Source organism: Lacinutrix sp. MEBiC02404 (assembly GCF_053601575.1).
The window spans coordinates 197,984-211,679 of the sequence record NZ_JBSHNV010000220.1 but is presented as its reverse complement, the minus strand read 5'-3'; the positions used below and the strand labels follow the sequence as shown (position 1 = coordinate 211,679).

Below are 13,696 nucleotides of genomic sequence, written 5' to 3'. Positions count from 1 at the left end.
ATGCAAAGATATTCATTTTGTAAAAGGAATCGCTTTTTAGATTACATTTGCTCGCTTTTGTTAAAAATATAGATGATAAAGGCGAAAGTTATGAAGCAAATATTTGAGGAGCTTGTGTTTACTGAAAACCCTTTGTATGAAGGTGTTATTGAAGATTTATTAGCGAAACAATATAGTATTGTTGAGGATTTTTTTACTGCAGAAGAAGTTTTAATTTTTAGACAATCTTTAATTGAAAAACACGAATTAGATGCTTTTAAAAAGGCGGCTATTGGTAATCGTGTTAATGAAACCATAGAAAAAGCTATTCGTGGAGATATTATTTTGTGGATGGACGAAAGCAAAGCAGATGCTTACGAACAGTTATTTTTCAATAAAATAAATAGCCTTGTTAGTTACTTAAACAAAACCTGTTTTTTAGGGATTTTACATAAAGAGTTTCACTACGCATTGTATCCTAAAAACACATTTTATAAACGCCACATCGATACGTTTCAAAATGATGATAGACGAAAACTATCTTTTGTTTGTTATTTAAACGAAGACGGTTGGATGCCAGAAAACGGTGGCGAACTCGTATTGTATTTAGATGAAAACGGTGTAGAAACCGAAAAGATTATTTATCCGTTTCCTGGACGTGTAGTAATCTTTGAAAGCCAGATTATAGAACACGAAGTAAAACCTGTACATACAGAGCGATTGAGTATTACAGGTTGGTTAAAAACGAGATAATTATCTGCGTTTGTTTCGGTTATAAAAATAGATGATAACTAAGGCTATTCCTAGCACTAAAAAAAAACCGTTTCCGCTTAAAAAACTTAATATTTCCATGTTTTATTGTGTTATTCTTTTTTGTTTTTATTGTATCTATATATAAAATAAGCAAGTGCTACTAGTACTACAAAAGGTAGCATAGATCCAATAAATACGCCGATTCCGTAATTAGCATCTGGAGCACTATTTATTTTTTCATTGATGTCTACTTCTTGTAAAACAGCTAAAAACTTCATTTTATATTCTATTAACTTTCGGTAAAGTTACGTCTTTTGCGAAAGTGGTAAAAATTCTTTTCTAAATTTTATTATTAATGGTAATCCTCTGGCGATAATCCAAAGGGTGAAAGCAATAAAAATACCGTATAATTTATAGTCTAAAGCATCTAACCAAAACAGAATTGGCAAGAAGATTACAAAGGTAGAAAAGAGTAGTACATTTCTAAGAATCTTCATTTTACCTAAACCTTTAAACATGCCGTCAAAAATAAAGGCTAATGCACAAAGTGGTTGCATGAGTAATACGATCCAGAATATGTTGTAGAATTCTTTTAAAACTTGCGGGTCTTTCGTGAATAGGGTTCCTAAAGGATAATATAAAAGAGCGCCTAGTATTGCAATAGTGATTCCTAGAATAATGCCGTATTTTATTAACTTATTGCTCAATTGAATTAAATTTCCGTACTCTTTTCCTCCTATTAATTTTCCAGATAAAATATTTCCTGCACTCGCATAACCATCAATAATAAAAGCACCAAGAAACCATAAGTTTATAGCAATGGTATAGGCCGCAATATATTGTTTACCATAGCTTGTAGAAAAGGCACTCGCAAAATATAAGGTAACATTTAAGGCAAGTGTACGTACAAACAAATTAAGAATCATACCTATAAATCGTTTGATTTCCGGATGAAAAGGGAAGCTAAAACGTAGTGGAATATTCGTTTTTGTTAGTAGGTAATATGCCGAAAAAATAGCCATTAAAAACTGAGCAATAACACTTGCATAGGCGGCACCTTTAATGTGCATTGCAGGAATATATCCTTCGATACCATAAACCAAAATAAAATCTAAAATAATGTTTGCCGAAGCGCCAATTATTGCAATTAGCATTGGGTGATAGGTGTTTTGTAAACCTCTAAAAGTCCCAAAAACAGCAATGGTAAATAGGGTGAAAGGAAATCCGAAAACGCGAATTTTATAATAATCTACACTATAGTCAAGAATTAATCCCGAAGCATTATACAGTTTAAAAATACTTTGCGCAAAAGGATAGGTCCCTATAATTATTAAAACACTTAGAGAGGTAATAATAAATATAGCTTGTGCTGGAAGGTTTTTAACCGCTTCTACATTATCTGCACCAACATATTGTGAAACGATAGAAGATATTGCACTTCTTGTTTGTCCCAAGACCCAAATAAGCATAGATATAAAAGCGCCAACAATACCTACTGCAGCTAAAGACTCGGTGGCGTTTATATGTATATTACCTACAATAGCAGTATCTGTCAAAGATAGAATAGGTTCTGAAACGCCTGCTATTAATGCGGGAATTGCAAGTTTATTTATCTGTTTCAGGTTTATATTGGTAGGCAATAGTTTAAATTTAAATTTTAGAAAGTATAAAGGTCGCAACTATTTATTATAAAATCTGTATTTTTGCAGTCTAAATAATAAGTAATGAAGAATATTTTAGTTCCTATTGGTTCGTCTAGTAATGCAAAATTCACTTTGCAATATGCTATTGACTTTGCACAAGTTATGCAAGCAAACGTTTTTGTTTTCAGATCCTTTAGTTTGGCTCCAAAGGCAGGAACAGTTATAAATATAGATAGTATTGTTGCTAGGGAGCAGGTTGCAAATGTGAAGGAGGTTGTAGACCAAATAGATAAAAAAGATGTAACTATTAAAATAATATCTGCAAAAGGAGGCGTTGTAGATAGTATAGATGCTATACATAAAGAATTAGGAGTTGATTTAATAATTGTAGGGCAGCGACCTAATGATTTACAAGAAAGTTATTTTTTAGGAAGAACACCAGGAAGCATTGTTAAACAAACAGATATTCCTGTTTTAGTTATACCAGAAGCATATGCTTTTAAATCTATATCCAAGATTTTAACAGCAGTAAAATCTGGTGTGGTTAGAAAAAATAATGCAATATTACCATTACAAGAGATTATAAAAACTTTTGGATCTACGATGCATTTATTGCAAGTAAAAACGAAAGATTTTTCGTTAGCAGATGCGGAGATAAATAGCGATTTAAAAGCTTTAACTTCTTCTTACAATAGTTCGGAAAACGGAACGCTATTTCAGGGCGTTTTAGAGCATTTAAACCAACATAATCCAGATGTTATCTGTGTTTTTAGACGCAAAAGAGGATTCTTTAAAAAGCTTTGGGAGCAAAACACCATTAAAAAAATAGATTTTGAAAGTCGCGTACCTCTTCTAGTTTTAAAAGGAGCAGAATAAAGAATTGTAGTCGTAATCTTTTAAGTAGTGAATTATCTTTTTCTGGTAATTCATAGGTTTTATGGGGCTCTTATCTAAAATCAAGGGTTTTGTAAAACCGTTTTTTTTTTATATTCTCATAACCCAAAAACGATGAGAAACCTACTTATTTTAGCATTATTGGTGAGCACATCCGTGATTGCTCAAGAGTTATTTAATCCAGAAATAAGGGAAGATGCGTTGTATAAATCTGTTTTTTTTGCGAATGTAAAAAAGCAAGATTTAGATATTAATAGTTGAAGACAATAAGCTTAATCAAATGTGATGGGGAAACTTTTAAAGAATTTTTCAGATGTAAGTTGCACTATTGTAAATAACGGACAAGAAGCTATAGATGCTTTAAATAATGAAATATTTAATGTTATTTTAATGGATTTACAAATGCCAATTATGGATGGTTACGAAGCAACAGAAAGTATAAGAAACGGTATATTAAAAGAATCGATTACCTAAATACCAATAATTGCAGTTACCGCAGATGCTATGGAAAAAACAAGGCAGCGTGTTTTAGATATTGGGATGAATGATTATTTAACCAAACCAATTAACAAACATCTTTTATTAACAACTATTTCTGCCTGTTACCAAACCGCAGTTTTAAAAATTGCTTAATTTTTTATAAAAGAAATACTGGAATTTACAATCGTTTGTAAAGCAGAAGACATGGTGTTTTCGGTCCAAGGATGCGAACTATTAAAAACGTGGTTACAGTCTTTTATAGGAAGTAATATGCTTTCGGGTTTCCAAGCCTTTAACTGAAGTGCTTCGGTAAATTTCACGGAAGGATCTTCTTCACCATGAATAATTAAAAAAGGAATACTGTTTTTTTTAGTAGCCAATTCGATATTAAAGCGCTTTTCATTTGCTTTAAAATCTAAATAAAACTGGTAGTTGTGAGGCATTTGTTGTTTGGTTCTGCCATTTAAAACATACTTAACACCATCTTTTTTCCATTGGTCTAAATCACCGGTTGTTGTGGTTCGTTTGCCGAAACCACTAACACTTGCCCAAGTAATTAATTTGGTTATTCTAGAATCTTCAGATGCTTTAATTATTGAAATTCCGCCACCTCTTGAATGTCCGATTAAGGTAACATTTTCGGTGTCTATTTGATTTCTGAATTCATTTTCTTCGGACAGAAGGTAGTCTAATATACTATCTACATCTTCTAATTCTTTGGAATAATTATTTTCGGCGAAAGCGGCAAGATCTGGAAAATCAATAGGATTTTCTATAGTACCACCATTATGCGAAAAATTAAATTTCACGAAAAACAAATCCGCAGCACTACAAGCTTTTGCAACTAAATCCCAACTTCCCCAATCTTTAAAACCTTTGTAGCCATGACAGAAAATGACCAATGGTTTTTTATGATTGTTCTCTTTGAAGAAGGCATCCCAAACTATTGGTTTTTTTGAATCTCTTTGTAGTATTTGGTTTTTATGAATCATTAGACTTCTTTTTCAATGAAATTAGTTTCTGGGTTACAGATTTCTATAATGATCTTTTTGAGTTCTATTTCAAAATGTTGCATCGTTTCTTCCGTTATAAGTTGATTTTTAGCTCTTCCTTCTTTTACGGCAAATTTTAAAAATCCTGCACTTAAATTTTTAAAGGAAATAATACCTGCTTCCAACGGGAATGTTACTTTCTTTTCTTGCATCATCATATAAGCATACAGAAGCACTTGAAAACTTTTACTGTATTTTTTATAGTCTGTGGTTAGATCTTCCCAATTAGAAATTTCCACTTGATTAGATAATACTTTACCTGTTTTGTAGTCCATAATTCTGGTAACGCCATTGTACATATCTACACGATCTACTTTCCCTGTAAGGTTAATGGTAAATCCTAATTCTGGTATGGAAATTGGGGTTCTATTGTTGGCTTCTAAAGAGATGATTTTTATTTCATTTCCTTGTTTTACATCTGTAATTTCTAAATTTAAAAAATTAAGGACATAGCGTTTTGCAATTTCCAAAATGATGAGGTTCTTCCCGGTATTAATATCTCCTTCTTTGTATTCATTTTCAAAATGATAGGTAACTCTTTCGGTAATTTTAGATTTTTGTTTATCTAAACCTTCCGCAGTTAAAAGTTGACCAATGAAATCGGTATATAAATCTTCTAATGTATTATGTACAACGGTACCAAGTGTATTAAAAGCAATACTTTCTTCCACATCTTCCTGTTCTTTAATCCCTAATACTTTCTGATAATAGAAATCTATAGGATTCCTCATGTAGTTGGTTAATGAAGAAGGAGAGAAACCTTTTTCTGCAACAGCTTTTAACTTATTTTGTATGGCTTCCGTTTTCTTTATTTCTAATAATTCTGTAAAACAAGCTTCTACTTTTGGAGTTACAATTTGGTGATTTATGGTATGGTCTCCTTCCAATTCTAATTGCGTAATAAATCTACTTTTTTCACCGCCAGTTAATACATCGGCTTCTGTGTTATATAGAATATATACGTTTTTAGCGCGTTGTAGCAATCTGTAAAAGTGATAGGTGTAGACCGCATCTTTTTCTTTGTATGTTGGTAGTTCGTTTTCTATTTTAACATCAAAAGGAATAAAAGAGTTGTTGGTTTTCCCCGAAGGAAGTACGCCTTCATTTACGGAAGCTATAATGACCGTTTCAAAATCTAAAACACGAGATTCTAACATTCCCATAACTTGTAAGCCTTGTAACGGTTCACCTTGAAAATCTAGGGTTGCAGAACTTAAAAGCTCTTTATAAATACCGTGAAGTGTATTTAAATCTTTAATATAACTGTAACTAGCATTAAGGCTAGAAAGTTCGTTAAAGAGCTCGTTAAAGCGGAATAAATATTCTAAAGACAGTTTGTTTAATTCTTTGTTGAGATCTAAATTTTCTTTAATACCTAAAATTAGGTCGGAACAGTTTTTAAGAATGTTTTCTACACTATTTTCTTTTATAACAAATAACAATTCTAGTATATCTGTTGAGGTAACTGAAAGTTCTTTTAAACGATCTACCGTTAAATACACTAAATTATTACTTAATATGGTTTGCGTGATTTTGGAAGCTACATCTACATTATTGGTGTTGAGTAATGGTCTAATAAATTGATGCGAAATAATAGCGATAACATCTTTATAGTAAAATGTATGACTTGCTTTTTTGTGTACTTGAAAAATTTGCTCAAATAAGGAGGCTAGCGGAATGGATTGTAATGGAAAACCCATGGTGATGTTTAAGGCATCAATAGATTCTGGCAACGCGTTTAATGTTGGCGTTAGTAGATTTTCGTCGGCAAGTACAACTGCCGTTTTTTGTAAAGCGGGATCTTTTTCTTTTAATTCTTTTAAAAGCGTACCTATGTATTTGGCTTGACCTATGTTTTTAGGTATACCAACTACTTCTATGTTTTTTTGTTGTGTGTAGTTATTTGTTTTCCAGTGAAAAGGATGCGTTGTGAAGTATTTCCAGTTTTTATGGTGTTGTCTAGTAAATAAGCCAGCATCATGATATGGATTATCGAAAAATTTCTGGTCAATATCCCAAAAAATTTCGGCCATTTCATTTTGTAGTAATTCTTGGATAATATTTTCTTCGGCTTTATTTAGCGCATTAAAACCTAAAAATATATGTTGTTTTTCTGAGTTACTTTGAATGTAGGATTCTAAGTTCTCCACAGCTTCTCTATATATTAAACCTTGATATCCTGTTTTGTTTTGTAAAAGCTGTTCCGCAAACTTGGTATAGTATTGGTTTAGCTTATTCCAAAAGGAAAGATATTTTTTTATAAAATCAGATTTAGGTTCTTCTAAAGACCAATGTTTTAAATCTTGGATAGCACTTAGATAGTTGAATATTTTTTCTTGCGGAATGAGATATCTATCTATTTCATTAAAATCTTGAAGTAATATTTGGGCCCAATTGGAAAAAGAATCAAAGCCTTCCTGTTCTTCTTTTTTAGTTAATTCTAAATAGACTTTATAAAATACAAATAGAAGCTCTGTATTGGATGTTTTTTTTAATTGTGATAAATCTTCTACAAACTCTTCAATACTAATTATTTTTGGAGATAGAATTGTCTGATTGACTATTTGCGCAATTTGGTGTTTTAAGAATATACCAGCACGTTTGCTGGGTAGAACAAAGGTTAATGAAGATAAATCTTTGTTCCTTTTTTGTAAATCTTGTAATACATCTAGAATGAATGTTGTCATTCTATAAAAATAAAAAACGCTTCGATATATCGAAGCGTTTTTATAAAATATTTAGATTGTTTTGTGAAACTTATTTTCTAAGTTTTACTTCAACACGTCTGTTATTTTTCTTTCCAGCTCTTGTAGCGTTAGAATCGATTGGGTAATCTTCACCAAATCCAGCAGCAACTAATCTGTCAGCGTTAACTCCGTTAGAGATTAAGTAATCTCTTACAGCGTTAGCTCTTCTTTCAGATAATAATTGATTAGAAGATTTAGGACCATCACTATCAGTATGTCCTTCTAACGTAAAGTTAGATTCAGGATATTCTTTTAAGATAGCAGTGATTGCTTGTAATACTGGGTATGTTTCTTGTTTGAAAGAAGACTTAGCACTTGCAAATAAGATTGTTCTAGCATAGTTATTTAATGTTGCCATAACTTCAGCAGTAGGAGCAGCAATAACTTCTGGACAACCATTGTTTGCAGCTACACCAACTTCATTAGGACATTTATCATCTTTGTCTAATACACCATCACCATCAGTGTCTGCCCATGGGCAACCATTGTTAGCAGCAGGACCAGCTTCGCTAGGACATTTATCATCTCCATCAGCTACACCATCACCATCAGCATCAGGACAACCAGCTAAAGCTTTTAAACCAGCAACAGTAGGACATTTATCCTCGTTGTCAGGTACACCATCTCCGTCAGAATCAGGACATCCATTAAATTCAGCTAAACCAGCTTCATTAGGACAAGTATCTTTAGAATCTTCGATTCCATCACCATCAGCATCAGGACAACCGTTGAAAGCTTCTAAACCAGGAACTTCTGGACAAGCATCATCTTTATCATATACACCGTCACCATCTGTATCTTTTCCACCAAACTTAACAGTTAAACCTGCAGAGTGTTGGAAATGTTTAGATAAGTAATCCTCGAAAGAATGTTTATACGTAGATTGTACATTAAGACCAATGTTTTCTGTTAACCAGAAATTTAAACCTAAAGAACCGTTTAAAGTACCAGCTCCGATTTCATCAATCCAAGTGTAACCACCACCAACACCTAAATAAGGTTCAATAGTTGTACAGTTTAATAAGTCTGCAAAGCTATATTTAACAGCTCCATCAAGACCATAATAAGACATTTCGCTAACTGTTACGCTAGGTACTCCTACTGTCTCACCAATTTTTTCAATTTTGTTGATTGATCCTGTTACCCCAATAGAAAACCCATTGTTAAGGTATTTAGATACACTAATAGTCGATAAAGATGGAAGTATATTCCAGTGATCATCTACATTCAAGAATTCATCAAAGTAATCTCCTTGAGGAGCATCTTCTCCAACTGGATAAAGATCAACTGCGTTTACCCCGAAACTAATTGCCCAAGGATTGTTTTCATCTTGTGCATACGTGCTGCTAAAACCTAATACAAGCAACATAGCGAACAATAATCTGCTAAGATTTTTCATATTCAATATTTTAATTTTTAAGTGTTAATTGATAAGCAAAAGTAAGTTGTTAAATATTATTAACAAAGACAAATATAAAAAAATATTTAAAAAAACGTTTAATATTATCTGTTTGTACTGAATTTAAATAATTTCTAATGTTTTTCCAACTTTAATGAAGCTAGATATAGCCTTATCTAAATGCTCTTTTTCATGTGCAGCAGAAAGCTGTACTCTTATTCTTGCTTTTTCTTTTGGAACTACAGGAAAAAAGAACCCAATGACATAAATGCCTTCCTTGAGTAACATATTTGCCATAGTTTGCGATAATTTGGCGTCGTATAACATTACTGGAACAATAGCAGAATCGCCATCTACGATGTCAAAACCAGCTGCTTTTATACCTTTTTTGAAGTAATTTGTGTTCCATTCTAGTTTATCACGTAAGGATGTATCGTTTTGAAGCATATCAAAAACTTTTATGGATGCGCCTACTATTGCAGGAGCTAAAGAGTTTGAAAATAAATATGGTCTAGAACGTTGACGTAATATTTCAATAATTTCTTTTTTTGCAGTAGTATATCCTCCCATTGCACCACCTAAAGCTTTACCTAAGGTTCCTGTAATGATGTCTATTCTTCCTAAAACACCTTTTTCTTCTAGTGTTCCAATTCCTTTTGGTCCAATAAATCCGGTTGCATGGCATTCATCTATCATTACCATGGCATCATATTTATCTGCTAAATCACAAATTTTATCTAATGGAGCTACCAAACCATCCATAGAGAAAACACCATCTGTAACAATGATTTTATTTCTTGCTCCATTGGTATTGGCATTTATTAGTTGTTGTTCTAAATCTGCCATATCATTATTCGCATAACGATAACGAGCAGCTTTGCATAAACGCACACCATCTATTATTGATGCGTGATTTAAAGAATCGGAAATAATAGCATCTTCTTTTCCTAATAGAGGTTCAAAAACACCGCCATTAGCATCAAAGGCTGCGGCATATAATATAGTGTCTTCTGTACCATAGAAATCTGCTATTTTTTGTTCTAACTCTTTGTGAATGTCTTGTGTACCGCAAATAAAACGAACCGATGACATACCAAAACCATGCGTATCCATAGCGTCTTTTGCTGCTTGAATTACTTCTGGGTGTGACGATAAGCCTAAATAGTTATTTGCACAAAAGTTTAAAACCGTTTCTCCTGTGTTTAAGGTTATTTCTGCGCCTTGTGGCGAAGTGATAATACGCTCTTCTTTATAAAGTCCGTTATCTTTTATATCCTGTATTTCTTGTTGTAGTTGTTGTTGTATATTTCCGTACATGTTTTTTTTTTTTTACAAATTTATAATGTTTTTTTGCGTTAGTGGTAGAAACGGCATCCTTTTTTATGCGAAATTAAAAATGTCTTTTCGTTTTACTCTATAGTTTTTAAGAACTAGAAACCATAAAAGATTAGCTGGGCATAAAAAAGATATAGTGGATGACACGACGCTTTGAAGCTTTTGCGGAAAAGCGGAACGCCATCATTAAAAGTGAACTATTTTAATGTCTTCGTTTATATAAACAATAATTTTATGGGTTACTTTATATGGCATTTCTTCAATAACACGTTGGTAATTCTCTAATTGTAATTGGTATTTTTTATTTATTGCTCCGGTTTTGTAATCTATAATGGTTGCTTCGTTTTTTGAGTTTATAACAAATCTGTCTGGTCTTATAATTTCATGATTCGATATAATTTCACGTTCGTTATACACGGTGTTTCCTTCTACAAAATAATCTTTAAGCTCTGGATGCTCTACAATTTGACGTACTATTTTTTCTAAAACTATGGCTTGTTCTTTATTTATAATGGCAGATTCTTGAAAATGAGAAATGGCAAACGATACATCTTCCTTTGTTTTAATATGTGCCATAATGTTGTGAATAAGATTTCCTTTTTCTATAGCTTCTTGTTGCGCGGTGTTCCATAAATAGCCGGAATTAGTAACAATATGTATATTATGGCTTTCTTTGGTTGTGGTTATAAACTCTTGTTGCTCTATGATTTTTTTATGTGTAGTTTTTGCTTTGGATGTCTTTTTGGCTGCCCCAAAAGTGTACAGACTTTCATTATCATTGTACCTTTGAGCCTGTGTTAAATAATTTATAAATAAGCCTGCATAGGTTTTTGGTTCTGCTAATTCTTTAGGAGATATATCTCTTTTCGAAATAATATAAAGTTGTTCTTTTGGTCTGGTTAATGCGACATATAATAAGTTGATATTATCTAACTCTAATTCTGCTTGATGTTTATTATGGATTTGCAAACCAACCTCGCCGTAATTTTCAAATTCTTTACTGTAGTTTAATAAGGTACTTGAAAAACCATTGAATTTCTCTGGCTGTAATGGAAACCATTCTTTTGCTTCTATTTCTCCGTAAATATTTAAATCTGCATATGGGAAAATAACCACCGGAAACTCTAAGCCTTTAGATTTATGAATGGTCATTATCTGCACTGCATTTTGCCCTTGCGGTGAAACAATACTTAGATTTCCTTTTTTATTGGTTGCATGTTCTAAAAACCCAGAAAGGCTGGAGCCTTGTTTTTGGGAGTATTCTAAAACAAAGTCTAAGTAATACTGCACGTAGGCGTTAGATGTTTCTACAAGATTGAAATTTCTAACAATACTTTCTGCCAACTCATACAATGGTAATTGTAGTAATTGATTTGGCGTTAGGTAAATGTTGTAATCTTCTAAACTTTTAAAGGTTTGAAAAAGCGATTGCTTTAAATGTGTGCTAAAAAAAGCATGCTTGTCTTCTATTTTGAATTTTTCGGATAAATAATTTAACGCTTTAACCTTTATTTCTTCATTTTCAGATTGTACCAAAAGGGTTAGTAGATGGTCTATAAACTGAACTTCTGGACTATTAAAAATTAGCATCGTTTCGGACGACATAATAGGTACACCTTCTCCATTTAAATACTCTGCAATGGCGATACCTTCCTTTTTCTTACGGACTAAGATGCAAATATCTTGATAGGTAAAACCGTTGGTCTCACAAGTTCTAATGGTTTCTAGTACTTTCTGCGGAAAGATTTCATCTCTCTCTTCGTCTTTAAGATCTAAAAATTCTAATTGAATATAACCTTCACTTTCATTAAAGGTGTTTTGGTTGGAGCCTTCTTGATATAAGTCGCTATATGCTGGATTGCTGAAAAAAGTTTCGGCTAGATGTTTAAAAAAGTTATTATTAAAATGAATGATCTCTTTATAGCTCCTGTAGTTTGTTGGTAAATTATCGACATGCTGCTCTACTTGAAAAGGATGTGTTTTTTTAGAATATAAGTCTATAAACTGGTCTGCTTCTCCGCCTCGCCATCTATAAATAGCCTGTTTGGCATCACCAACTAGCATTGCGGTTCCCTGTTCTTGTTTTAAGTTATGACCTGAAAGGGAATTATCTATTAGCGGAATTAAATTCTGCCATTGTAATTTGGAGGTGTCCTGAAACTCATCGATAAAATAGTGTCTAAATTTTTCACCTAATCGCTCATAAATAAAAGGCGTTGGTTGGTCTTTAATTTCTTTACTTATTAACGTGTTGAATTCGGAGATTAATAATTTATTCTGATCTATTTTTATGTTAGTTAACTCTTGATTTATGGCGCTTAAAACAGATAATGGAGTGATGTTTCTATAAAATGCTTTCGAGAATTTTAATTGAAAAATAAGTTTTTTACTCTCTTCAAATGCGCTAATTAAAATAGGTTGCATGCCGTCTATAACAGCACCAAGTTCTGGAGACAGACGTTTAGGGTAAAGCATTTCGTTACTTACTAATGCTATTTGCCATTTCGGATCAAAACTTACACTGAAATTTTTGTTTGCTAATTTTTCAAAATGTTTAGGTAAATAACTACTTGAAAAATCTTTAAATTCTAAACCAGAATCCCGTATTAAATCTATAACCTTTTTTGCAAGTTCTATAATTTGTTCTTCTGCAACTTTAATATCTTTTCTTAATTTCGCTTTAAGGATTTTAAAATCTTCAAGTGATTTGTCTTTTAATTTTTCAATATGTGCGACATCATTTTCTTTAACTAATAGTTTTGCAATCTTATTAAAGTCGAAAGAAATATCCCAGCTTTTATCATCATCTGCTTTTTCAATTGCAAAATCCACTAAAATTTTAGTCAGTTCTTTATTGGTTCCTGCTTTCGCAATGAGACTATCTACCGCTTCTTGTAAAAGGGAATCTTGATCTAATTCGACTTCAAAATTTAATGGCAGTTTTAAATCGTGCGCAAAAGTTCTAATTATTTTGTGTGTAAATCCGTCAATAGTAGAAACATCAAAAGCGGCATAATTATAAATAATACTGTTTAATATTTTTTTAGACTTGCTATGAAGTATTTCTGGTTTTAATTGTAATTCTTCCAAAAGAGTAGAAAACATGCTGTTTGGGTTTTCTATGATTTCTACCGAAGAAAACGCGGTAAGCATTTCGATAATACGTTCTTTCATTTCGCCAACCGCTTTGTTGGTGAATGTAATAGCAAGAATGTTCTTGTATTGTTGCGTATTATTAGATTGTAATAAAATTTTTAAATACTCTTTTACTAATGTAAATGTTTTTCCGCTTCCTGCAGATGCATTATAAATAGTGAAAGGATGTTGGTTAGCCATGCGTTAAATTTTAGACAAGATAAAGATTATCGATAATTTGATAACTATTTATTATTTTTAATTGAAGGCATTTATGCG

Annotated in this window: 10 protein-coding genes and 1 pseudogene; 4 read left to right on the top strand and 7 right to left on the bottom strand. The window is 32.2% G+C overall.

The annotated features are described in order from the left end of the window. Positions 1-90: 90 nt before the first annotated feature. Positions 91-732 (top strand): 2OG-Fe(II) oxygenase, encoded by a 642-nt coding sequence (locus tag ACVCXO_RS15335; RefSeq protein ID WP_452230469.1) that lies wholly within the window; start codon positions 91-93, stop codon positions 730-732. Between the two features lie 110 nt (positions 733-842). Here ACVCXO_RS15335 and ACVCXO_RS15330 read toward each other — a convergent pair whose 3' ends face one another. Both ACVCXO_RS15330 and ACVCXO_RS15325 read right to left on the bottom strand, forming a co-directional pair. After that, a complete protein-coding gene (locus tag ACVCXO_RS15330) occupies positions 843-1,010 on the bottom strand; it encodes a hypothetical protein (RefSeq protein WP_162838502.1) in 168 nt (55 codons plus the stop codon). 27 nt (positions 1,011-1,037) lie between these two features. After that, the gene (locus tag ACVCXO_RS15325; RefSeq protein ID WP_452230468.1) at positions 1,038-2,372 is read right to left on the bottom strand and encodes an MATE family efflux transporter; all 1,335 of its coding nucleotides are present in this window, start codon (positions 2,370-2,372) and stop codon (positions 1,038-1,040) included. A gap of 84 nt (positions 2,373-2,456) precedes the next feature. On the opposite strand from ACVCXO_RS15325, the gene ACVCXO_RS15320 reads away from it, so the two are divergent. The 3 genes and pseudogenes from ACVCXO_RS15320 to ACVCXO_RS15310 all read left to right on the top strand — a co-directional run bounded on the left by ACVCXO_RS15320 (position 2,457) and on the right by ACVCXO_RS15310 (position 3,902). Beyond that, positions 2,457-3,251, top strand: coding sequence for a universal stress protein (locus ACVCXO_RS15320; RefSeq protein WP_452230467.1), 795 nt, complete (start codon positions 2,457-2,459; stop codon positions 3,249-3,251). Between the two features lie 132 nt (positions 3,252-3,383). Next, entirely contained in the window at positions 3,384-3,530 is a 147-nt protein-coding gene (locus tag ACVCXO_RS15315) for a hypothetical protein (protein ID WP_452230466.1), read from the top strand. Between the two features lie 24 nt (positions 3,531-3,554). Further along, positions 3,555-3,902: pseudogene (locus ACVCXO_RS15310) on the top strand (response regulator). Here ACVCXO_RS15310 and ACVCXO_RS15305 read toward each other — a convergent pair. From ACVCXO_RS15305 to ACVCXO_RS15285, 5 genes are all read right to left on the bottom strand, one after another. Further along, entirely contained in the window at positions 3,899-4,741 is an 843-nt protein-coding gene (locus tag ACVCXO_RS15305; protein WP_452230465.1) for an alpha/beta hydrolase family protein, read from the bottom strand. The pseudogene ACVCXO_RS15310 and the gene ACVCXO_RS15305 overlap by 4 nt on opposite strands. Beyond that, on the bottom strand, positions 4,741-7,488 hold the full coding sequence (locus ACVCXO_RS15300; RefSeq protein WP_452230464.1) for a PD-(D/E)XK nuclease family protein: 2,748 nt from the start codon (positions 7,486-7,488) through the stop codon (positions 4,741-4,743). Before ACVCXO_RS15300 ends, ACVCXO_RS15305 begins: the two co-directional genes overlap by 1 nt. A gap of 70 nt (positions 7,489-7,558) precedes the next feature. Beyond that, positions 7,559-8,947 carry an OmpA family protein gene (locus ACVCXO_RS15295; RefSeq protein WP_452230463.1) on the bottom strand — a complete coding sequence of 463 codons (1,389 nt, stop codon included), beginning with the start codon at positions 8,945-8,947 and terminating at the stop codon, positions 7,559-7,561. 123 nt (positions 8,948-9,070) lie between these two features. After that, a complete protein-coding gene (kbl, locus tag ACVCXO_RS15290) occupies positions 9,071-10,264 on the bottom strand; it encodes a glycine C-acetyltransferase (protein WP_452230462.1) in 1,194 nt (397 codons plus the stop codon). Positions 10,265-10,468: 204 nt separating this feature from the next. Then, on the bottom strand, positions 10,469-13,618 hold the full coding sequence (locus ACVCXO_RS15285) for a UvrD-helicase domain-containing protein (protein WP_452230461.1): 3,150 nt from the start codon (positions 13,616-13,618) through the stop codon (positions 10,469-10,471). Positions 13,619-13,696: the final 78 nt, after the last annotated feature.

What these genes read in the sequence shown, in the direction of transcription:
- ACVCXO_RS15300 (WP_452230464.1), bottom strand. Translation starts at nt 7,488, where the DNA reads ATGACAACATTCATTCTAGATGTATTACAAGATTTACAAAAAAGGAAC.
- ACVCXO_RS15295 (WP_452230463.1), bottom strand. Translation starts at nt 8,947, where the DNA reads ATGAAAAATCTTAGCAGATTATTGTTCGCTATGTTGCTTGTATTAGGT.
- ACVCXO_RS15335 (WP_452230469.1), top strand. Translation starts at nt 91, where the DNA reads ATGAAGCAAATATTTGAGGAGCTTGTGTTTACTGAAAACCCTTTGTAT.
- ACVCXO_RS15285 (WP_452230461.1), bottom strand. Translation starts at nt 13,618, where the DNA reads ATGGCTAACCAACATCCTTTCACTATTTATAATGCATCTGCAGGAAGC.
- ACVCXO_RS15320 (WP_452230467.1), top strand. Translation starts at nt 2,457, where the DNA reads ATGAAGAATATTTTAGTTCCTATTGGTTCGTCTAGTAATGCAAAATTC.
- ACVCXO_RS15315 (WP_452230466.1), top strand. Translation starts at nt 3,384, where the DNA reads ATGAGAAACCTACTTATTTTAGCATTATTGGTGAGCACATCCGTGATT.
- kbl (WP_452230462.1), bottom strand. Translation starts at nt 10,264, where the DNA reads ATGTACGGAAATATACAACAACAACTACAACAAGAAATACAGGATATA.
- ACVCXO_RS15305 (WP_452230465.1), bottom strand. Translation starts at nt 4,741, where the DNA reads ATGATTCATAAAAACCAAATACTACAAAGAGATTCAAAAAAACCAATA.
- ACVCXO_RS15330 (WP_162838502.1), bottom strand. Translation starts at nt 1,010, where the DNA reads ATGAAGTTTTTAGCTGTTTTACAAGAAGTAGACATCAATGAAAAAATA.